19 protein-coding genes are annotated in these 21,355 nt (G+C 42.6%); 7 read left to right on the top strand and 12 right to left on the bottom strand.

What is annotated here, in order from left to right; genetic code table 11:
* Positions 1–699 (bottom strand): ATP-dependent Clp endopeptidase proteolytic subunit ClpP, encoded by a 699-nt coding sequence (gene clpP / locus AB0756_RS18275; protein WP_038086269.1) that lies wholly within the window; start codon positions 697–699, stop codon positions 1–3.
* Between the two features lie 193 nt (positions 700–892).
* The gene (gene tig, locus AB0756_RS18270; RefSeq protein WP_038086267.1) at positions 893–2,362 is read right to left on the bottom strand and encodes a trigger factor; all 1,470 of its coding nucleotides are present in this window, start codon (positions 2,360–2,362) and stop codon (positions 893–895) included.
* A 684-nt stretch (positions 2,363–3,046) separates the two neighbouring features.
* Here tig and AB0756_RS18265 point away from each other — a divergent pair.
* The 3 genes from AB0756_RS18265 (at position 3,047) to AB0756_RS18255 (ending at position 7,242) form a co-directional block, all read left to right on the top strand.
* The gene (locus tag AB0756_RS18265; protein WP_038086299.1) at positions 3,047–4,090 is read left to right on the top strand and encodes an aspartate-semialdehyde dehydrogenase; all 1,044 of its coding nucleotides are present in this window, start codon (positions 3,047–3,049) and stop codon (positions 4,088–4,090) included.
* Between the two features lie 98 nt (positions 4,091–4,188).
* Positions 4,189–5,088: a 4-hydroxy-tetrahydrodipicolinate synthase gene (gene dapA / locus AB0756_RS18260; RefSeq protein ID WP_038086265.1), complete on the top strand. Its 900-nt coding sequence runs from the start codon at positions 4,189–4,191 to the stop codon at positions 5,086–5,088.
* Between the two features lie 378 nt (positions 5,089–5,466).
* Positions 5,467–7,242 carry a ribonuclease J gene (locus AB0756_RS18255; RefSeq protein ID WP_038086263.1) on the top strand — a complete coding sequence of 592 codons (1,776 nt, stop codon included), beginning with the start codon at positions 5,467–5,469 and terminating at the stop codon, positions 7,240–7,242.
* Between the two features lie 95 nt (positions 7,243–7,337).
* Here AB0756_RS18255 and AB0756_RS18250 read toward each other — a convergent pair whose 3' ends face one another.
* Positions 7,338–8,534: an anion transporter gene (locus AB0756_RS18250; protein WP_038086261.1), complete on the bottom strand. Its 1,197-nt coding sequence runs from the start codon at positions 8,532–8,534 to the stop codon at positions 7,338–7,340.
* A 569-nt stretch (positions 8,535–9,103) separates the two neighbouring features.
* Between AB0756_RS18250 and AB0756_RS18245 the strand changes: the two genes are divergently transcribed.
* Positions 9,104–9,481: a Mo-dependent nitrogenase C-terminal domain-containing protein gene (locus tag AB0756_RS18245; protein WP_038086259.1), complete on the top strand. Its 378-nt coding sequence runs from the start codon at positions 9,104–9,106 to the stop codon at positions 9,479–9,481.
* Positions 9,482–9,557: 76 nt separating this feature from the next.
* Here AB0756_RS18245 and AB0756_RS18240 read toward each other — a convergent pair whose 3' ends face one another.
* Positions 9,558–11,534: a caspase family protein gene (locus AB0756_RS18240; RefSeq protein WP_167844705.1), complete on the bottom strand. Its 1,977-nt coding sequence runs from the start codon at positions 11,532–11,534 to the stop codon at positions 9,558–9,560.
* Positions 11,535–11,982: 448 nt separating this feature from the next.
* On the opposite strand from AB0756_RS18240, the gene AB0756_RS18235 reads away from it, so the two are divergent.
* From AB0756_RS18235 to AB0756_RS18225, 3 genes are all read left to right on the top strand, one after another.
* Positions 11,983–12,492: a hypothetical protein gene (locus AB0756_RS18235; RefSeq protein ID WP_038116834.1), complete on the top strand. Its 510-nt coding sequence runs from the start codon at positions 11,983–11,985 to the stop codon at positions 12,490–12,492.
* A 159-nt stretch (positions 12,493–12,651) separates the two neighbouring features.
* Positions 12,652–12,825 (top strand): 50S ribosomal protein L32, encoded by a 174-nt coding sequence (rpmF, locus tag AB0756_RS18230; protein ID WP_038116823.1) that lies wholly within the window; start codon positions 12,652–12,654, stop codon positions 12,823–12,825.
* Positions 12,826–12,958: 133 nt separating this feature from the next.
* Entirely contained in the window at positions 12,959–13,555 is a 597-nt protein-coding gene (locus tag AB0756_RS18225; protein ID WP_038085022.1) for a sulfite oxidase-like oxidoreductase, read from the top strand.
* Between the two features lie 65 nt (positions 13,556–13,620).
* Here the strand turns inward: AB0756_RS18225 and AB0756_RS18220 are convergent, their stop codons facing one another.
* The 8 genes from AB0756_RS18220 to AB0756_RS18185 all read right to left on the bottom strand — a co-directional run bounded on the left by AB0756_RS18220 (position 13,621) and on the right by AB0756_RS18185 (position 21,351).
* On the bottom strand, positions 13,621–14,997 hold the full coding sequence (locus AB0756_RS18220; protein WP_038085024.1) for an aldehyde dehydrogenase: 1,377 nt from the start codon (positions 14,995–14,997) through the stop codon (positions 13,621–13,623).
* 17 nt (positions 14,998–15,014) lie between these two features.
* Complete coding sequence (locus AB0756_RS18215) at positions 15,015–16,115, bottom strand: sensor histidine kinase (RefSeq protein WP_038085026.1); 1,101 nt, start codon at positions 16,113–16,115, stop codon at positions 15,015–15,017.
* Positions 16,116–16,481: 366 nt separating this feature from the next.
* Positions 16,482–16,793, bottom strand: coding sequence for a hypothetical protein (locus AB0756_RS18210; RefSeq protein WP_408019825.1), 312 nt, complete (start codon positions 16,791–16,793; stop codon positions 16,482–16,484).
* Positions 16,794–16,994: 201 nt separating this feature from the next.
* Positions 16,995–17,939: an RpnC/YadD family protein gene (locus AB0756_RS18205; RefSeq protein WP_038085028.1), complete on the bottom strand. Its 945-nt coding sequence runs from the start codon at positions 17,937–17,939 to the stop codon at positions 16,995–16,997.
* Between the two features lie 45 nt (positions 17,940–17,984).
* On the bottom strand, positions 17,985–19,697 hold the full coding sequence (gene ureC / locus AB0756_RS18200) for an urease subunit alpha (RefSeq protein ID WP_038085030.1): 1,713 nt from the start codon (positions 19,695–19,697) through the stop codon (positions 17,985–17,987).
* Between the two features lie 65 nt (positions 19,698–19,762).
* The gene (locus AB0756_RS18195) at positions 19,763–20,074 is read right to left on the bottom strand and encodes an urease subunit beta (protein ID WP_038085032.1); all 312 of its coding nucleotides are present in this window, start codon (positions 20,072–20,074) and stop codon (positions 19,763–19,765) included.
* Positions 20,075–20,109: 35 nt separating this feature from the next.
* Positions 20,110–20,412 (bottom strand): urease subunit gamma, encoded by a 303-nt coding sequence (ureA, locus tag AB0756_RS18190; RefSeq protein ID WP_038085035.1) that lies wholly within the window; start codon positions 20,410–20,412, stop codon positions 20,110–20,112.
* A 51-nt stretch (positions 20,413–20,463) separates the two neighbouring features.
* Positions 20,464–21,351 (bottom strand): urease accessory protein UreD, encoded by an 888-nt coding sequence (locus AB0756_RS18185; protein WP_038085037.1) that lies wholly within the window; start codon positions 21,349–21,351, stop codon positions 20,464–20,466.
* Positions 21,352–21,355: the final 4 nt, after the last annotated feature.

Genomic DNA, 21,355 nt, shown 5'->3' with positions numbered 1-21,355 from the left:
TTATTTCAGAACGGTGACGTTTTCCCCTGCGACGGGGAGATTTTGTCGTAGAATGACTTGATCGATCAAGCCATAATTTTTTGCCTCTTCTGCCGACATAAAAAAGTCGCGTTCAGTATCGGCTTCTACTCTTTCTAAGGGTTGACCAGTATGCTGGGCCAGTAACTGATTCAACTTAGATTTATGATAAAGAATTTCTCTGGCTTGTATTTCGATATCCACTGCTTGTCCCTGAGCACCTCCCAAGGGTTGGTGAATCATAATCCGGGAGTCAGGAAGAGACATCCGCTTGCCACGAGTTCCTGCGGTTAACAAAAATGCCCCCATGCTAGCAGCCAATCCAAAACAGATTGTCACCACATCGGGACGAATTTGCTGGATTGTATCATAAATTGCCATACCTGCTGTAACGGAACCACCGGGAGAATTGATGTACAGTTGAATGTCTTTTTCAGAATCTTCCGCGTCTAAGAACAATAACTGAGCAACAATCGAGTTAGAAACGACATCGTCAATGGGCGTTCCCAGAAAGATGATTCGATCGCGCAGCAAACGAGAGTATATATCAAAAGCTCGCTCTCCAACTCCGGATTGTTCTACAACCATCGGGACGATGTTGCTAGGACTATTTAAGGAGGAGTAAAGCTTGAAGTCACTCGAACTATTAAATTGGTAGTTTCCCGACTGAGATACAAGCATAGAAGAACTTTTGATGACAAGTGTAACAGTAATTTTTGCAGCCAAAGCTGCTACGAATCAAAAATTGAATTCGCGATATAACTATGTGTTAACCATTATGCCTCATATATATTGCTCCGTGTGAAACAGTATCAAATCAAGTGCGACCATTTACCAAAATTTTGATAAACGGTCACTGCTTAGCGATCGCTGCTCACTGGTCGCCGCTCACTGATTCTGCTTGGACTTCCACCGTTTGTTCTGAAGCTGGCTGTGTAAATTCTGCTTCAGTCACGGGAACCGTTTCGGCCAATTCCACTTCAGAATCCTCCTCTGTGACTGTTTCCGCGCTCAAAGACCCTTCTGGCACTAGTTCAACAGTTGACCGTTCTAGGAGCCAATCCATGATTTTTTCAGACAACAGTTCATTTTCCACGACTTCCTGAAGTCTCTCAGGATCGACATCGCGCTCTTTATACTGCTCTAGCAACTCTTCGACTCTAGCTTTCACCTCTTCTGGAGATACTTCGATAGATTCGCGCTTGCCGATTTCCTGTAAAGATAGCGATCGCTTGATACGTTCGACAGCTTCATCACGAGAACGTTCCCGCAACTGAGGAATGACGTCTTGGGTAAACAACTTTTTGATATCAATGCCTTGTTGAGAAAGACGGACTGCTGTTTGTGTCAGCATCGCATCCACTTCCTCTTGAATCATGGTTTCTGGCAAATCTACTTCTACGTGCTTCACCAATTCAGCCAACAGGGCTTCTTGCTTGTTTGACTTGGTTTTCTGCTCTGCTTCCTTTTGGAAACGTTCTTCTAAAGAATTGCGTAATTCCTCAAAAGTTTCAAAATCACTGACTTCTTGAGCAAAATCATCGTTCAATTCCGGCAGTTCTTTTTCCTTGAGTTCCTTAAGTGTAACCGTGAAAATAGCTGGTTTTCCTGCCAACTCCTCATTTGCATAAGGATCTGGAAACTGAGCCGTAATTTCTTTAGTTTCTCCAGGATTCATGCCTACCATTCCCGTTACGAAACCAGGAATAAATTTATCCTCTTGCAACTCCACCTGAAAATCAGTTGCTTCGCCACCCGGTATGGGTTGCGGTTCTGCAGACGGGTCCTCACCTTCGCCTTTGGCAATAACGCCCTTGAAATCAACAACAGCAATATCGCCGAGTTGGGCTGCTCTTCCTTCTACTGGAATTAGCGTTGCCATTTGTTGGCGTTCGCCATCTAAGACTTGCTCAACCCGGTCTGGGTCGTACTTGACTTCTTCTGCTTTTAATTGTAATCCCGTGTAATCGCTGACTTCTACCTCTGGTTGAACATCTACAGCCGCAGAAAATGTCAAAGGCTTACCGGGTTCGTAGTGACCTATCAACTCCTCAAACGAAGAGCGCAACTTTGGCTGACCGATCGCTTTCACTTCTGCTTGTTTAACAGCTTTTTCGATTCCATCTTGAATCAGTTCTTCTAGCGCTGCTGCCTTAATGCGAGTTACGCCCATGCGCTGTATTAATATTTGCCGAGGCACTTTGCCTTTACGAAACCCAGGAATATTTGCAGTACTCGCTAAGTTTTTAATGACCTGTTCGTAAGATTCCTTGGTCTTTTCCGGCGCAATTTCTATTTCCAGACCAACTTGACTGGCGGGAAGTTTTTCCTGGGTTACTTTCATCTTCGTCTCTACGTATGTCGCTATCTTTGTGTTTTCTTTTACTAAGTAAATTTTTGGGGAACCGCAAAAAATAGATTATCTCACAAGAAATGTGAAACATTTTTTCTTTGGAAGTTCCTTGGTTGCTGACACTTTATCTCAAATTAGTTTATCTATTAATCCTCCAAATAGTTTTTCCCAAAGAGGTGACACGTGATATCCTGGTTCTCAATCAGCAGTTTGCATGACCTGCGTTATACCGTAGGGTACAGCTGTCTAATGGGGCTGAGCGCAGTTCTTGCTTCGTTCGACACCTTGGGGGCTAGACAAGTTGACTGGCTTGCTGCTTGAAGTCCATCTGAATCATAGTACATCAATCATTCTGATAACGCACCTTGATAGAGATAAGACTTGTCATCAGGCTAAGGTGCAGACATATGCATTTTTGCACTAACTTGAGAACAGGTAGTATAATGTGTTTAATTTGGTTGAAAATTTAATGATTATTAATTGTTGTAAAATGCAGCAATCACAAGCATAACTAAGAAAGTAAATGTATTAAATTAAGAAATACGATCAATTGCTAAAAATAATAAAACTATCTATTAAAAGGTTGACAAGGCATTTGGTATGTGCCAGTGCCATCTAGATTCTGAACTTTTACAAGAACTCGCACATAAACACTATTTAGAGGAGGAAGCCAGTTTGTCTAAATCCTATCGCATAGCTATTTTGGGAGCGACCGGTGCTGTTGGTCAAGAGTTGCTAGATTTACTGTCCGAACGGAATTTCCCTGTTTCCGATCTCAAGCTATTGGCATCCGAGCGGAGTGCGGGTAAGAGGATATCGTTCAAAGGGGAAAGTTTATTAGTAGAGCCAGTCAGTGAAAAGGTCTTTGAGAACGTAGATTTAGTCCTTGCAAGCGCAGGAGGTTCCACCTCAAAAGCTTTGGCACCAAAAGCTGTGGCCTCTGGTGCTGTGGTTATAGACAATTCCAGTGCCTTTCGCATGAATCCGGAAGTTCCCCTAGTTGTTCCAGAGGTAAATCCAGAAAGCGCCGCAACCCATAAAGGCATAATCGCCAATCCCAACTGCACCACAATTTTGATGGCAGTGGCTGTTTGGCCATTGCACAAGATAAAACCCGTGCGCCGTATAGTAGCTGCAACATATCAATCAGCTAGTGGTGCGGGTGCTAGAGCTATGGAGGAAGTAAAAACTCAAACAAGCGACATCCTAGCAGGTAAACAACCTGTTGCTGAAGTGTTTCCCTACCCCTTAGCGTTTAATTTATTTCCCCACAACTCCCCATTGAATGATTCCGGGTACTGTGAGGAAGAAATGAAAATGGTTAATGAAACCCGTAAAATCTTTGGAGAAGAAAGTATAAGAATTACGGCAACTTGCGTGCGGGTTCCCGTACTCCGCGCTCACTCAGAAGCAATTAACCTAGAGTTTGAAGAACACTTTAGCCCAGAAAAAGCAAGAGAAATTCTGCAGCAAGCACCTGGTGTAAAGTTGGTGGAAAATTGGCAGGCAAACTATTTTCCAATGCCAATGGAAGCTACAGGTCAAGATGAAGTTTTAGTGGGAAGAATTCGTCAAGACATCTCACACCCCTCCGGTTTAGAACTATGGCTGTGTGGAGATCAAATCCGCAAGGGCGCAGCATTGAATGCCATACAAATTGCTGAATTGTTAGTTGAAAAAAGTTGGTTAAAGCCACAGGAATTGGTGGTTAGCGGTTAGTAGTTATTAGTTAGTGGTTAGTAGCTTAGGAACAACTAACCACTAACAATTCACAATGAACAACTAACAATTAACAAAAAATTAGGAGAAAACTGAGGGTGGTAGATTTTGGTAGAGTTCTAACCGCTATGATTACACCGTTACGTGAAGACGGTAGTGTAAATTACGATGTAGCAGCAGAACTAGCGGTGCATCTAGCTAGCAACGGAACCGATACAATAGTCGTGTGCGGTACAACTGGAGAATCCCCAACTTTAACTTGGGACGAGGAATACCAGTTGTTCTCTGTGGTGCTGCAAGCAGTGCAAGGAAAAGCTCTTGTTATAGCAGGGTGTGGATCGAATTCCACCAAAGAAGCAATTGCTGCTACCCAAAAGGCAGCTACAATAGGAGTACATGGCACGCTGCAAGTGGTTCCTTACTACAATAAGCCGCCGCAAGCAGGCCTGTATCAGCATTTTCAGGCGATCGCCCAGGCAACGCCAGAATTGCCGATATTGCTATACAACGTTCCCGGACGCACAGGTCAAAATCTTTTACCACCGACAGTGGCGCGTTTAGCGGAAATTGATAATATTGTAGGAATAAAAGAATCAAGTGGAAATTTAGACCAAGCGAGCGAGATTCGTCGGTTGACACCAAAAGATTTCCCGATCTATTCTGGCGATGATTATTTAACACTACCTTTGTTAGCAGTGGGGGCAAAGGGAGTGGTTAGCGTAGCTTCTCACCTTGTAGGGAACCAACTACAGCAAATGATTCAAGCTTTTGAAATAGGTCAGGTTCAGTCAGCTAGGGAAATACATCTCCAACTGTTTCCTTTATTTAAAGCTTTATTTGCAACTACCAATCCAATTCCAATTAAGAAAGCATTGAACCTTGTGGGTTGGAACGTGGGTTCAAGTCGTCTACCACTAACTGAGGCCGATCCAGAAGTCAGTCAAAAGTTAGAAACGGTTCTTCAGGAACTCAATCTCCTCAAAGCAACAACGAGTTAAACACGTGTGGGGTGTTTGCTAGTTAAGCTATGTGTTAAGAAAATGTGCGTGATTTTACCATATCGCAGAGCGAAAGTCTGTGTTAAGAATGAAGTGAATATAATTATGAATTCCAAGCTTTTCAAGCCCATTTAAATTAAGCAGTTTGGTGAGTCGTCAAAAATAAAGTTAACTAGCGAGGGTTATCATTTGTCATTGTTAATTTGAAACGGTTATAACAATTTTCCATGTCATCACATAATGACTTTTATTTGCATTCACTTACATATATTGTCCGTGTTTCTATTACAAGAAAACTTCTAAATCTTGTGTTTTGAACGACAGAGAAACAACGCTCTAAAATCTCAAATTTTTAACGAAGAACAACCAAGGGAGAAAATGGTAAAAAACGAAACTTCTGCTGCCCTAAAAATTATTCCATTGGGTGGCTTGCACGAAATTGGTAAAAATACCTGCGTTTTCGAGTACGAGGATGAAATTATCCTTTTAGATGCGGGATTAGCTTTCCCTACAGAAGCCATGCACGGGGTGAATATTGTCTTACCAGACATGACTTATATAAGGGAAAACCGTCACAAAATTAAGGGTATGATTGTTACCCACGGTCATGAAGATCATATTGGCGGTATAGCTTTTCATTTAAAACAATTTGAAATTCCTGTTATTTACGGTCCGAGATTAGCATTGGCGATGCTAGAGGGTAAGTTGGAAGAAGCAGGAGTCCGCGATCGCACGGAGTTGAAGACTGTTCAGCCTCGGGATGTCGTCAGAATTGGCAAACATTTCTTTGTTGAATTCATCCGCAATACCCACTCTATAGCTGATAGCTTTACCGTAGCCATTCATACCCCTCTCGGTGTAGTCATTCATACAGGAGATTTCAAATTTGACCATACTCCAGTAGATGGCGAACGTTTTGATATCCAAAGGCTAGCCGAACACGGAGAAAAAGGCGTCCTTTGTTTGATGAGTGATTCCACGAACTCAGAAGTTCCAGGATTCACCCCTTCAGAAGGTTCGGTATATCCAAATTTAGAAAGGGTTTTTACTCAAGCCACCGGACGGCTCTTTGTTACAACCTTTGCCTCGAGCGTGCATCGCATCAATATGATTTTGCATCTCGCACAAAAGTACAAACGCACGGTGACAGTGGTTGGGCGTTCCATGCTCAATTTAATTGCCCATGCCCGGAATTTAGGATATATCAAGTGCGAAGACAATCTACTACAACCGTTGCACGTAGTTCGCAATCTTCCCGATGAAAACGTACTCGTTCTGACAACAGGTTCTCAAGGTGAGCCAATGTCAGCCATGACGAGAATTGCCAAGCAAGAGCATCCCCACATCAAAATTCGGCAAGGGGATACAGTGGTATTTTCAGCCAATCCCATTCCCGGTAATACCATCGCAGTGGTAACTGTCATCGATCAATTAATGATGCAAGGGGCAAATGTGGTCTACGGTCGAGAAAAAGGCATTCACGTCTCAGGGCATGGATGTCAGGAAGACCAAAAGCTGATGATTGCTCTAACCAAGCCCAAATTCTTCTTACCAGTTCACGGGGAACACCGGATGCTGGTAAAACACAGCCAAACAGCCCAAAGCATGGGTATTCCTGCTGAAAACATGGTCATTATTCAAAATGGCAATGTTGTAGAATTGACAGAAGAATCTATTCGTGTCGCAGGTAAAGTACCAGCCGGATTGGAACTAGTAGATACATCCGGTATTGGCATGGTTAGCGACAAAGTCCTGCACGAACGGCAACGCATGGCAGAAGAAGGTATTGTCACAATTGCAACAGCAATAGATTGGACAGGGAAACTTATGGCGAAGCCAGAAATTCACCTGCGCGGTGTTGTGACTAGTTTTGAGCGATCGCTACTGCAAAAATGGGTGCAGCAGCGAATTGAAGAAATCCTGAACGTGCGTTGGTCTGAATTTTCCACCTCTTCTTATGGAAGCGATCAACTAGAAGTAGATTGGGTTGGATTGCAAGAGCATTTGGAAAAAGAACTCGCACGCTCCTTGAAAAGAGAACTGCATTGTCAACCAACAGTGACATTACTGATGCAAATTCCTGATGAACCTCCGGTAAAAGTTGCTGATGGTAGAAGACGCCGCACTCGCACGGCGGCTCAAGTCGCATCGTAAATTATCCCCTCATCTCAATGCGAGAGGGGGCTTTGCCCTCCCTCGATCTAGTTACTCTCGTTCCCAGGCTAAACATGGGAACGAGAGATTTGAGTTTAAGCAATCAGCAGAAAAGTCAGAAGTAAAGTTAAGACAGTTAGAGGTAATCCAAAGCGCAAATGCTCTAAAAAAGTCAGCTTGTAACCCAACTCAGCAGCTGCTTCCACAACAATTAAATTAGCGACCGATCCAAACAAAGTGAGATTTCCAGCCAAAGTCGATCCAGCCGCTAGCAACAGCCAAGACTGGGAATTGTCTTGAGGAATTAAAGGTTGGAGAAGCAATACCGCAGGAACATTAGAAATCAGGTTCGACAATACAGCCGTGACACTTAAAAGACCAATAGGAGAACCAGTTGCATGAGTGAACGGCTCAAGCAAATTCAACTTTTGCGTTACCCTTGAAAGAATAAACAGCCCAGAAAACATAACCAGAAGATTCCAATCGACTTGTTTGAGAATGCGCTGTGGTTTAATCCGCCGAGTGATAAGTAACAAACTCGCTGCAATCAGGGCAGATTCAGCAAGAGGTAAGCCCACAGCAAAAGCAATCAACAATCCAGTCGCGATCGTTAAAGTTTTTTGATACAAAGGTTTGTAAACACGTGCTTTACCATTCGGCAACGAGCTGCACGGTTGAGTCGATCGCACACTTGGGTATAGTAGCCACAACAACCCAACCTGAATTACCAAACCTATCAAAGCAACGGGAGTCAATGCCCTTGCAAAATCTAAATAACCGATCCCCGAAAAAGAACCGATGAGAATATTTTGGGGATTTCCACTCAAGGTAGCGACAGAACCAATATTAGTTGCGCCAGCGACTGCAAGCAAATAGGGAATTGGATTTAAATTTAAGCTCTTTGTAAGACTCAAGGTGAGTGGGGTAAAAACTAGGGCTAAGGTGTCATTGAGAAAAAAAGCAGACAGGACACCACTACCAAAAGTCAAGACAGTTATTAAGCCGAATGGACTGCGAGTAAAACTAAGCAATACCAGCAGGGATCGCGGAAAAAAGCCAGCAAAAGATAAATTGGCATTAACAACCATCATGCTGAGCAGAAACACAATAGTTTTGGCATCAATTGCATCCCAAGCTTCCTGCAACTTGAGAACACCCAGCGCAATCAGAAATGCCGAACCTACTAGGGCGATTGTGGCGCGGTTCATGCGTAAACCGGGGAAAAAACCAATTGCTAACCCCAAGTAAGTCAGTCCTAAGACACCGTAAATTGCAAATTGAAGCAAAAGCATAGGGGTTAGGGACACGGAGGACAAGGAAGAACTCTCAATTCCCAGTTTCTTACTCCCTCTTGTACGCAGTTTGCGATCGCTATATACTTTTTTATTAAAACTTTACTTTTCTTGACAAACTTATATTTTTTCTTTAAATATAGCTGTACCGTTTGTGAGGTAAAAACAATGTAAAATTTACGTAGTTTGGCTAGAAGCTAATAATCAACCTCCAACTGCTATTTACCAGTATTTTTACTTAAGAAAAAGGCTGGTTAAGGAATGAAACATAAAGTTTTGTAAAAGTTTGATTTAGCTATACCCAACGGCAGATGACTTCATTAGAATTTAATCGTTGTGTCAAGTTATAAACAAGATGCTAGTACCACACTTCCGATCAAAAGGAAATTGTTGTTAACTTGACTTAATATAAAACAGGCTTTGATGCTAGTAGCTACTCAATCATCAGGTTGTACAGATTGTCAAATTGCATCTCAAGTCAGGACAAGATTTTTCCGGGACGAGTCATGACAATGTTGTAGATTTTCAGCAGGCAGTTAAAGACCCTCAATCAAAGAGAGGATTGCAAAATGAAGGTATACCATAATACCCCAAAAAGAATTTTTGTTGCAAGCTGGGTATCGTTAAATCCAGCACCAGAAAACGAAACTAAAGCGGTTGGACTACGCGGTTCATCTCCCAAGCCTCACTTTGATATTCTCAAACCGTTAAGGCAGTGGTTGGATAATTTTCAAGTACAAAATCGCGAGATAGCGCACCGCTTGTGCAAATCTATCCCATCTCAATGCCCCTTTGAGCGAGACATCAACCTATTTGGAAAAACCCTATTTCGCATTCCGCCATTGTGCAAGCTCAACCCTTTGTATAACGAGGTGGTCAGCTTGCGTTTTCGCGCATTGTGTTATTTGGCTGACGAATGCGGCGAAGATGTAACGCAATATTGCTAATGGCTAATGGCTAATGGCTAATGGCTAATGGCTAATGGAAGACTGACCAATAACCAATAACCACTAACAATTACCATTAATCGCTTTTTGACCACTTTTTAATGGCTTCCTGAGCCTGTTTGTAGGCACCTGTCCCTTCTGGTACTAGCACGGCAGTGTCAATAGCTGACTTAAATTCTCCTCGGTTAGCACGCCTTTGAGCAAGATCGAAAATTTTTTCGCTCCAAGTGTCAATAGATTTCTTAGCAACATCAAAGCCTGGTTGACCTTGTGGCACTTTCTTGGCAACCTCGATCGCACGATTGTATGTAGAAGCCTGTCCGGGTCGAACTAAGCCGCTAGCAGCATCGACGAGAGTTGTGTTACTCACATACTGCTTTGCCATTAGTCGCCACTGTCTCATCTGGAATTGTGCCTTGGAGTATATTGATTCCTCTTTTGTAATTAATTGCGCCGCAGCGATCGCATCTGAATAACGCTTTTCTTTTGCACGATTTTCCGCTAACTCCAAAATTATCCGGCTCCAAACTTCAACATTGGTTTGAGCTTGTTGGTAAAGAGGATCGCTTGGTGGAATTTCACGAGCTTTTGTAATTGCCAAACGTAAATTGCTTGCTTGCTTGGGAGTCAGCGACATCTTCTCCAAGTCCGCTAGGGCTTGTTTTCGCTTTTGAGACTCGTTGGAACTAGAAGTTGGTTGGACCGTTGGTTGAGAAGTAATTTGGACCGTTGGTTTGGGACTCACTATAGGATCTGAGGGCGTTGACGCTGTTACTGGAACTGTAGGAGCGTTTGGTGAACCCCCAACAGCATTGCGATCGCCTATTGAGCGGCTCCCTTGGGGAGCATTACCATTCGTGTCAGTTTTTGAAGACACGGGCAAAAGCCTCCCCAATCTCAATCCCACTCGTTCGTGGAGAACAGCCACTGCGATGATACATAAAAGTAGCATCGTAGCCACACTGCCAAAGAGAAGTTTTGGCAGAAAAGAGTTTGTTGATTTTTTGGAAGAAGTGGAGTAAGTGCTTGGGGGAGTGGAAGCGGGGGGAGACAAGGAAGGAGGGCTAGACAAGGGAGAGGGGGTAGACAAGGGAGAGGGGGTAGACAAGGGAGGAGGGCTAGACAACGAAGAGGGGGTAGACAAGGGAGAGGGGGTAGACAAGGGAGAAATTGCTGCTACCCTGTCTCCCCTGTCTCCCCTGTCCCTCTTGTCCCCTTCTCCCCTTGTCTCCACTTCCTCCCCAATAGAAGGAGCAACTAGTACAAGTGGTGTAAATTCCGAGCGAGCAAAAGCTGAGGCGCTTTTTTTGTCGATTTTTTCATCGAATTGGGGCAAGATAATTTGCCCTTGTGAGGTAGGGACAACAATCGGATTTTGTGTAGGACGCCAGTGATGCTGACACAATTCTGGTGTACGAACACTGAGGTAGTTTTCTAAATTCGTTAAACTGCTGCCATGACCGAAACGCAGAGCTTCCAAAAGCGTTGCTGTAAAAAATCCATGACCTAATTCGCTGCTTTCATAAGAAAATTCTTCTAGTTGGCAAGAAAGAATCGTAGAAATTTGTAATTCTTTGGCTAACTCTACTAATTCTTGACCAACAAAAGCATCTGCTTGAGAGCCAGTAGCACGGTTAATATCAAGCAGGATAAACGCATTCAGTGCAGCAACTTGCAAGCTTTGCATGATAGAGCGCACGTCTATACCTGTTTCCTCAATGCTATTGGGGTTTCCATCCATCGGCATTAAGTAATCTTGTCCTTTAGCGTTTGTGCCATAACCACTAAAGAAAAACCACACTCGGTCTTGAGGTTGAAAGTCTGTTGCTACCAAATCTTCAAACAACAGCAGAATATTTTCCTTAGTAGGAAGTGTCGGTCTATCTCTAAAAGGTGGTGAAGTATCTGTCATTAACAGACACTGTTGCGGTAAAAAACCACCGTATGTCACTAAAAAATCTTTGACAGCCTCAGCATCTGCTTGAGCATAACCCAAGGGTTGGTAGAAATGATATTGATTGATGCCAATGGCGATCGCCCAATTGTTTGCCATCGTGCTTTTAGTTTAGTTATTGTTTGCTATTTCTAACAGTGACTAGTGACTAATAACCAGTAACCAGTTAATTACCATACTTTAAAGTAGAAAATTTGAATCGTGAATCAATTTCTTTTTTTCCATACAAAACTTAGGGGATTCTACAGTATACAGAACCGCTCAATAGTTGGCGAACAGCAACGTTCGATCCCTAATTTAAGGGCTTCTACAGTATGCATCACCGCTTAATAGTCGCCGATCGCTAATTACGGATTACTGATAATTGTACTGAAGCCAAAATCCCCAACAATGAAGTATAAAATTTTCATTATTGATACTTATTTCGAGCGATTCAGATTAAGGTTATCACCTAAGGAGCTATAGAGTTATGAGGAGCGGCTATGTTTTTCAGTCATCAAGGATTATTCTTTTTCAAACCAATCCATTTAAAACACTCATTCAGTCTATACCAGTCATTGGCAAGAAAATCCGGATAGCTTCTGCTGTAATTGTGTTGATGAGTAGTGGAGTTCCCTTATGGATAGCGAGCGAAGCACTGAACCCCCAGATCGCACAAGCTTACACCGCCAGACTTGACCTTTCCATTGACCGCTTTCCTGAAGAAAATTACGAAACTCTCCTAACTAGAGCAGAAACGGCGGCTAGAGCAGCTGCTCAACGCAGTTTTGACCAAGATATTTTAGTTACGGATGTTTCTATAATGGTTTCCGTACAAAATTATGGTGCGATCGCACCAGTTCTAGAATTAAAAGTCAGTCGTCCGCAATGGCGTACACGTCCAGATCCAAAGCGTTGGGCAACTTACTTTAAAACAGCGCGATCGCTGCTATTTTTTGGAGGTAAGTTTTCTACTACCCAGGATGCTAACGCAGAATCACCCAATCCTCCTGCACCCCCACCTCAAAATACCGAGCCCAAACCAAGTGGGGAAAATGCTGTACCGCCAAAAAAATAGATATGAAGGATAAAGTATCAAGTATAAACAAGTTCCCCCGCCAAGAAGTACAACTGGACTAACTCACCAGCGACGAGTACTTTATCCTTTACAGTTTACACTTCAGCCTTTTGTTAGCATACAATAGTGAGGTTGTCAAAAATTGCAGTATCCGCAAACATGGCTGTTCCAAAGAAGAAAACATCAAAATCGAAACGAGATAAACGTCGAGCGACTTGGAGACACAAAGCTACAATTCAAGCCCAGAAAGCCCTGTCTCTAGGCAAATCAATCCTGACTGGACGTTCCACCTTTGTCTATCCAACTGCTGAAGAAGAGGAAGAAGAGGAATAGTAGAATAGCTAATGGCTAACGGCTAATGGCTAATGGCTAACGGTATACAAACGGCTCAATTAGCAATTAGCTATTAGCTATTAGCAAAAAATTAGCAATTAGCAATTAGCAAAAAATCTATATTTCTACTAGTATGCTGGGAAAGTTTTTTCAGAAGCCAACACAACAAGAAGGCGATCGCGTTCCACCCGGACAGTACCTCACAAAGGGATTTCCCGTACTAACCTATGGCGCAACGCCTCAAATCAATATAGAGGAATGGGAATTTAAGGTTTGGGGTTTAGCAAAACCTAAAACCTTCAAATGGTCGGATTTCTTGGAGTTACCCCATCATGAATTCACAGCAGATTTCCACTGTGTAACACGTTGGTCAAAACTTGATGTCAAATGGACTGGCATTAAGGTAACAGATTTCATGAAATCTATTGAGGTAGATTCCAAAGCAGCCCATGTTATGGAACACTGCTACGGTGGCTACACCACCAATATCTCAATGGAAGACTTTGTAAGAGAAGAAAATTTCTTTGCTTTTCAAGTTTTTGGCGAACCCTTACCTGCTGAACACGGCGGTCCTTTGCGATTGGTTGTACCTCACCTTTACGCTTGGAAAAGTGCTAAGTGGATTAATGGCTTGGAGTTCCTAGAAAAAGAGGATCTGGGCTTTTGGGAACGCAATGGCTATCATCGTCGTGGAGAACCTTGGGCGGAAGAACGCTATAGCAGCTTCTGAATTATGAATGATGAATGGTGAATGATGAAATTTTCATAATTCATAATTCATAATTCATAATTCTTTTAGTTAAAAAATCGCTTCAATAGAGACAATTTACCCTTGTAAGGAGGGTAAAGCAGTTTTGAGTTTAACCAGAAAGACCTGCGTAACACACTTTTATAATGGGAAAATGTATCAAAACTAGCTTTACCGTGATAATTACCCATACCGCTATCACCAACACCTCCAAATGGTAAAGATGAGACACCAACGTGCAAGACAGTATCGTTGATACAAACACCGCCAGATGATGTTGTCTGTAAAACTTTCTTTTGCAGGCTTTTATTGTTGGAAAATAAGTACAGAGCTAGAGGTTTTGATCGAGAGTTAATTAAATCAATTGCTTCTTGTACATCTGTGTATTCAATAATAGGAAGAATTGGACCAAAAATTTCTTCCTGCATAACTGGATCTGTTGGAGAAACATTATCGAGTACTGTAGGAGCAATATAACGTTCTTCCCGATTCGTTTCTCCTCCAATTAGAATTTTGCTATCTTTTATCAGATTAACTAATCTGTCAAAATGTCTTTGATTGACAATTCTGGCATAATCGGGGCTTGTGGCTGGATTATCTCCATAAAATTCTTGCAAACGCTTTTGAATTTCTACTAATAAATTTTCTTTGATTTTTTTATCAACTAAAAGATAATCAGGTGCAATACAAGTTTGTCCGGAATTCAAAAACTTACCCCAAGCAATGCGTGTGGCTGTATGTTCGAGGTTGGTATCAGAATCGACAATGCAAGGACTTTTGCCACCCAACTCTAGAGTCACTGGCGTTAAGTTTTTTGCAGCTGCTTCCATAACAATTTTGCCTACAGCTGTTCCACCAGTAAAAAAGATATGGTCAAACTTTTCTGCAAGAAGTTGCTGACTGGTTTCCACACCTCCTTCGACTACATTTATATATGCTGAATCGAAGTATTTCTGAATAATTTTACTAACAACCAAAGAAGTTTGTTGTGCAAGTTCTGAAGGTTTAAGAATTGTACAGTTTCCTGCTGCGATCGCACCTATTAAGGGGGATATCAGTAAATGGAATGGATAGTTCCAGGGACCAATAATCAAAACAACCCCTAATGGTTCGGGGTAAATCTGTGCTGAAGCTGGAAAGAATTGTAGGGAAACGGGTGCTGTTTGAGGCTTAGCCCAATTTTTAAGATGTTTGATAGCGCGATCGATTTCTTTGACAGTTGAAATTTCCATGCCATAAGCCTCAAACTCTGGTTTCCCCAAATCTGCTTTTAGCGCTTGAAGAATAGCTTCTTGATTTTCACCGATCGCTTGTTTGAGAACTTTTAATTGTTTGAGTCGAAAATCAACATCTTTTGTTGTACCCGTTTTAAAAAATTCTCGTTGTCGAGCAATGAGATCGGCAATTGATACTTGAGTATTCATCTTCTTGATAACCTCAACTACTGTTGTCCGGGAAGTTTTACAGTGAAAATACTGCCTTTACCTACCTCCGAATGAACGGTAATAGTTCCTTGATGTGCTTCCGCAATTCTCCGAGAAAGGTATAAGCCCAATCCACTACCAGAACTCTTATGGCTTCCCTGACGAAATCGCTCAAACAAAGTGGTTTGTTCTTCAAGAGAAATCCCCGAACCCGTATCTGCGACTTCAACAGTGATGAATGGATCGGACGCGTTTGCTGGTATTACACGGATAGTGACCGATCCGTTATCTGTAAACTTAATCGCATTACCCACAAGATTGGTAAAAAGACGAATGAGTTCCAGGCGATCTGCCATCACCAAATCTTTACCAGAGTTTTCACTCAACTTTAAATGAAGTGCAAGCCCTTTATCTACAGCCAGTGGGTTTAATTCACCAACAACTTCACTCAGTAGATTGGGAATATCGACTGGCTGAAATGCCATGGTTTTGCGACCCGCTTCAAAGCGGTAAACTTCCAGTAAAGTATTGACCATAGCCAACAGATTGCTATTGCTGCGAGCCATGATATCAATAACTTCTTGCATTTGATCTGAAAGATTACCCAATGCACCCTCTTGAAACAGCATCAGCATCTTATCAGCAGCGACTAGGGGTGTGCGTAAGTCATGAGTGAGACGAGAGACAAAATCTTGTCGCTGGCGATCGATTTCATCCCGTTCATCTATAGTATGTTTGAGGCGGAGAAGCGATCGCACGCGTGCGAGTAACTCATCTACCGTCACGGGTTTGCGAATAAAATCATCAGCCCCTAAATCCAAGCCATGAGCAACGTTGGGTGAATCATGGGCGGTAATGAGCAGAATAGGAATAAAAGGCAATGACTTATTTCCCCGGATCTGCTTGGTGACTTCATAGCCATCCATTCCCGGCATCATTAAGTCTAGCAGTACTAAGTCACAGGTTGATGTTTCCAGTTCTGCTAGCGCTGAAACACCATTCTCCGCTGTACTAACTATATAGCCTTCTTCTTCTAGAATGGTTTTTACTAAAAATACATTATCAGGAGAATCATCCACAACAAGAATTTTGTCGGGCTTTGAAGATAAGGAGCTCATATAAGAGAGAAACAGGAAAAGTGCAGTAATACTAGGTTAGTATAAGATATTAGTTATTGGTATCATTTTTTCCATTAATATCATCATAAATTTCTCATCTAATAAGGATTTTTTACTCTTAATTCGTCAGATACCCGATTTCTCAAAGAAGTCGGGTATCTTGCAACCCCTTACAATCCAATATTTGTCGGTTAAGCCTAAAAATACAAAAACGCGTAGGTTGGGTTGAGGAACGAAACCCAACATTTACAAACATTCATTGGGTTTTTCAATTCAGATTGGCATTTATTTAGCCGATGGCAAAGTAGTAGATATACCGTAATAGTTACAAGACAGAGTAGAAGTCCTTGAAGCTAGTTTCAAATTCTAACTTGCTCCAGAGGTACTCTCGTTAAGAAGTTGTTGGAATTCTTCTAAAGAGCCAATTGTAATAGCACTAGTAAAAAGTTGTTCCAGTAGAGATAACTCCCCAATTTCATTAACAACTGTCACACTTGCTTCAGGAACTACTCCAAATCGAGTTTGGAGAATTTTAATGATATGATTCCTTGTATTTTGCAGCTTTTCTTCTTCTTTTGCCAAACGTTCAACACTTGTGACATACCGCATTCTTTGAGCCTCCTCGTAACTTCTCACTTCTTGTTTAAAACTACGTACCAACTCTTCTGGTAACACCATTATCCAATCAATAAACCGAACTACACCCAGCACATCTTTCCGGCTATATCCTTGTTCAAATAATATTTTCAGGGCTCAAACAAATTAGGCTTAACAAATTAGGCTTAAGATGCTTCTATGCTCGTAATTGCGCTTTAGCGTTAAAGCACAACTACGAACATTTTCCGTTTTTTTAGATGAAGTACTTAGTACGTTCAATTTCTAACTTGCTCCAGAGGTACTTTCGTTAATAAGGTGTTGGAATTCTTCTAAAGAACCAATGGTAATAGCGCTTGTAAAAAGGTTTTCTAATAGAGACGGATCGTTGATTCTATTAACACCGTCCACAACTGCTTCAGGAACCACTTCAAATCGCGTTTGAATGATTTTAATTATATGCTCTCTTGTTTTTTCTTCTTTTGCCAAACGTTCAACACTTGTTATATACCGCATTCTTTGAGCCTCCTCGTAACTTCTCACTTCTTGTTTAAAACTACGTACCAACTCTTCTGGTAACACCATTATCCAATCAATAAACCGAAATAAATCTAGAACATCTTCCCGACTATATCCCCGTTCAAATAATTCTTTGACTATGTTCAATTTCCACTTTAGCCGATTTTCTGGGTTGCTGTGTGTTGCTTTTGTTTTTAAATGTGCCATGACAACTACACTAAAGGGATTAGTGCTTTGTTCTAAAATTTGCCATTGCGCCTCATAGTCCAAAAGTTTTACGACAGGAAACTCCAGACTCACGCGACATCCAGCTAAGGCGTACCCGTAACTTGAAGGTCGCCAAGAAGCTTCTTCATCAGCCAAAACTGCTAAACTGATAACTTTCTGTTTGTGGCGGTCAAACAAACGGTAGTTATAGATGTACATTCGTTGGGCAAATTGACGGTCGTATTGTCCTTGAACTTCGATATGAATCAATATCCAAGCCTTTTCCCCATCAATTAGCCAAACCTTGGCAACTTTATCTACAAGTCGCTTACCAATTTCTGCATCTGGTTCTAGCTGTTGCAGTTCTGTGTCCAAAAATTCAAAAGGTCGAGTCCAATCAATAACAGCGTAAGCATCAGGGAAAAAGAATTCTAAAAAGCGAGGAAAAAATCTTTCAATAATGTCTTTCCAAGGACTATCGTAATCAGTGCGCTGTTCGGTCATGAAATTGTCAATAAAGCTCTATTTGTATGTTTCCAACTTACTCATTCAAAACAAAAAATACCGTTGAGCCATTGGCAAAACCGTTGCTGGTTCGCATATCAACAATTCGCCATCCGCCCTCACTTCATAGGTTTCTGGATCGACCTCAATATGTGGTAACGCATCATTTAATTTCATATCTCGCTTGCTCAACTGGCGTATCCCGGAAACAGCAACAACTTGCTTGTTCAAACCCAATTGGCTCTTAATCTCCCTATCTAATGCAACTTGAGAAACAAATGTGAAAGACGTAGCATGACGCGCACCTGCAAAACTGCCAAACATGGGACGCATATGCACTGGTTGAGGAGTGGGAATACTCGCATTAGCATCACCCATTTGCGCCCACGCGATCGCTCCCCCTTTGATGACTATCTCTGGCTTGACACCAAAAAATGCAGGACGCCACAAACACAAATCGGCTAGCTTTCCCTCTTCTACCGATCCCACATACTGAGCAATACCGTGAGTTATTGCTGGATTTATAGTATATTTTGCAACATATCTCTTAGCTCTAAAATTATCCGCCCTTTGTTCTTCTTGTATACCAGCAATTGGGTTGAGTTCTCCCCGTTGTACTTTCATCTTATGGGCTGTTTGCCATGTACGAATAATCACTTCTCCTACCCGTCCCATTGCTTGGGAATCAGAGGAAATCATGCTAAATGCGCCCAAGTCGTGCAGAATGTCCTCAGCAGCAATTGTTTCCCGACGAATGCGCGATTCAGCAAAAGCCACATCCTCAGCGATCGCTGGATCGAGGTGATGGCAAACCATCAACATATCAAGGTGTTCGTCCAAGGTATTGACGGTGTAAGGACGTGTGGGATTGGTGGAAGATGGTAGGACATTGACTTCCCCACACACTTTAATGATGTCTGGCGCGTGTCCCCCTCCAGCACCTTCGGTATGATAAGTGTGGATAACACGATTCTTAAAAGCAGCGATCGTATCTTCGACAAATCCCGCCTCGTTCAGGGTATCGGTATGAATCGCAACTTGCACGTCGTACTCATCAGCAACACTGAGACAAGTATCAATCGCTGCGGGAGTTGTTCCCCAATCTTCATGCAGCTTTAAAGCGATCGCACCTGCTTGCACTTGTTCCACCAATCCTTGGGGTTGGCTGGTATTCCCTTTACCTAAAAACCCCAGGTTCACTGGAAAAGCATCAGCAGCTTGCAGCATCCGATACATATTCCAAGGTCCGGGAGTACAAGTGGTTGCGTTTGTACCCGTAGCAGGACCGGTTCCACCACCAATCATTGTGGTGATACCGGATGCGATCGCGACTTCAATCTGTTGGGGACAAATAAAATGAATGTGAGTGTCGATCCCTCCAGCTGTTAGAATCATCCCTTCTCCAGCCAGTGCTTCCGTTCCAGGACCAATAATAATATCTACATTATCTTGAATATAAGGATTTCCTGCTTTACCAATTTTGAATATCTTGCCATCTTTAATGCCAATATCTGCCTTGACAATTCCCCACCAATCAAGAATCAAAGCGTTCGTAATAACTAAATCTACTGCACCATCAGCGTTAGAAATGGGTGATTGTCCCATCCCATCACGGATAACTTTCCCGCCACCAAACTTGACTTCATCGCCGTAAGTTGTTAGGTCTCGTTCTACTTCGATCAGTAATTCCGTGTCAGCCAATCGGATGCGATCGCCCACTGTCGGACCAAAGGTTTCTGCATAGGCGCGACGATCCATTCTGTAACTCATGTTAAATCCTCAAAAATATTGAATTGCAGATGAACGCGAATGAAAGAGGGTTTTTAAGCGTCAAGTTGTCCGTTAATTTTGGCGTTGAAACCATAGACTTGACGGCTCCCAACTAAGGAGACTAACGAGACTTCTTTGTCATCACCTGGTTCAAAGCGAACTGCTGTTCCTGCAGGAATATCAAGACGCATTCCCCGCGCTTGTTCCCTCTCGAAACTCAATGCAGCATTCACTTCGTAAAAGTGGAAGTGGGAACCAACTTGTATCGGTCTATCTCCTGTATTGGACACTCGCAATCTTACAGTAGGACGACCCGCATTCAGTTCAATTTCCCCTGCTCCTGCAATCACTTCCCCTGGAATCATAATTTCTTAGCGCCTTTGTGTCGAGTGCGTGATACTTATCTTATCGGATTGTGAACTGTTACCAACTTTGTCCCATCAGGAAAAGTTGCTTCCACTTGCACGTCATGAATCATCTCTGGAACACCTTCCATCACATCATCTCGTGATAACAGAGTTGTACCATAACTCATTAATTCTGCGACTGTTTGCCCATCCCTCGCCCCTTCTAAAATAGCAGCAGAAATAAAAGCTATTGCTTCTGGATAATTCAACTTCAACCCTCTAGCCTTACGCCTTTCCGCTAACAGCGCAGCAGTAAAAATTAATAACTTATCCTTCTCCTGCGGTGTAAGTTGCATCTCTTACCTCTCTTGTTTCCTTGACTCTGCGCTCTGGTGCGCCTCTGCGGTTCAAACAAACCAAACTCGGGGTATACAACTACCACGAGCCAACACAGATTGACGCAGCAATTGCCAGACAGACGTAAACCAGTTTCTCACCTCCGTTGTTCCAGAACCACGGTATCGACACAATAATCCACATGACAGACGAGTCACGCCAACTTGGGGAGAGGGAATGGAGAATGAGGGGTTGGGGGCTGTAGAAGATAAGAAAAGGGAACGTGCTTTGTGTACCAATTCGTGAGAAACTTCTTGCCCAATGTATACAAGACTACCAGTTACTGGCTGCCCTGCCAATCCATGAGGGCTGTGAAAAACGTCTTCACGACCCGGTAACCATTGCCTGTCAATCCATAAAGGGACTCCCATCTGCCAAACTTCTGTATGCGATCGCCACTCTCCCGTGTAAAATTTTTCCCCTCTTGCACTCCTTCCAAATCGCGTAATTTCCCAACCCATCCAGTTAGCAGCCGCAGATAATTCTACCCGCACATCTTGTCGATATATCGCACCGTTAAAAATGATTGTTTCTTGCGGTAGCCACTCCAAACAAGCACCCGCATCGATTTGGATCTCTATATTTTGTCTTGCTTGTGCTCCGTTACTTCGATAAATTTTACTTGCTGCGGCTGTTGTAATCAGTGCTTGGGCTTTGGGTTGGAGATGGACTTTGCACGAGAGGCGATCTCCACCTACAACACCCCCAGCCGTATGCAAAACCACACTATGACAAATTTCTTGTCCTTCTGGATAAAATGGGCGCTGAACTTTCAGTGGTGCTTGATTTTGATTGTAAATAAGTGCTGTTGTACCTTGGCGTTGAGCATACACCAAGTCTAGTTTGCCATGCCACCCATTTACAGTTTGTGTTGTGGTTGGATAATTAAGTTGATTCACTAAA

The organism is Tolypothrix campylonemoides VB511288_2 (assembly GCF_045999855.1).
Lineage (GTDB): Bacteria > Cyanobacteriota > Cyanobacteriia > Cyanobacteriales > Nostocaceae > Scytonema > Scytonema bouteillei_A.
This window is presented reverse-complemented; position numbering and strand designations above follow the sequence as displayed.

Bases quoted from the DNA above. Each gene is read 5' to 3' on its own strand.
- rpmF (WP_038116823.1), top strand. From the start codon at position 12,652: ATGGCTGTTCCAAAGAAGAAAACATCAAAATCGAAACGAGATAAACGT.
- AB0756_RS18240 (WP_167844705.1), bottom strand. From the start codon at position 11,534: ATGGCAAACAATTGGGCGATCGCCATTGGCATCAATCAATATCATTTC.
- AB0756_RS18250 (WP_038086261.1), bottom strand. From the start codon at position 8,534: ATGCTTTTGCTTCAATTTGCAATTTACGGTGTCTTAGGACTGACTTAC.
- AB0756_RS18215 (WP_038085026.1), bottom strand. From the start codon at position 16,115: ATGAGCTCCTTATCTTCAAAGCCCGACAAAATTCTTGTTGTGGATGAT.
- AB0756_RS18225 (WP_038085022.1), top strand. From the start codon at position 12,959: ATGCTGGGAAAGTTTTTTCAGAAGCCAACACAACAAGAAGGCGATCGC.
- AB0756_RS18255 (WP_038086263.1), top strand. From the start codon at position 5,467: ATGGTAAAAAACGAAACTTCTGCTGCCCTAAAAATTATTCCATTGGGT.
- ureA (WP_038085035.1), bottom strand. From the start codon at position 20,412: ATGCAACTTACACCGCAGGAGAAGGATAAGTTATTAATTTTTACTGCT.
- tig (WP_038086267.1), bottom strand. From the start codon at position 2,362: ATGAAAGTAACCCAGGAAAAACTTCCCGCCAGTCAAGTTGGTCTGGAA.
- AB0756_RS18245 (WP_038086259.1), top strand. From the start codon at position 9,104: ATGAAGGTATACCATAATACCCCAAAAAGAATTTTTGTTGCAAGCTGG.
- AB0756_RS18220 (WP_038085024.1), bottom strand. From the start codon at position 14,997: ATGAATACTCAAGTATCAATTGCCGATCTCATTGCTCGACAACGAGAA.
- AB0756_RS18210 (WP_408019825.1), bottom strand. From the start codon at position 16,793: ATGGTGTTACCAGAAGAGTTGGTACGTAGTTTTAAACAAGAAGTGAGA.
- ureC (WP_038085030.1), bottom strand. From the start codon at position 19,697: ATGGATCGTCGCGCCTATGCAGAAACCTTTGGTCCGACAGTGGGCGAT.
- AB0756_RS18195 (WP_038085032.1), bottom strand. From the start codon at position 20,074: ATGATTCCAGGGGAAGTGATTGCAGGAGCAGGGGAAATTGAACTGAAT.
- AB0756_RS18205 (WP_038085028.1), bottom strand. From the start codon at position 17,939: ATGACCGAACAGCGCACTGATTACGATAGTCCTTGGAAAGACATTATT.
- clpP (WP_038086269.1), bottom strand. From the start codon at position 699: ATGCTTGTATCTCAGTCGGGAAACTACCAATTTAATAGTTCGAGTGAC.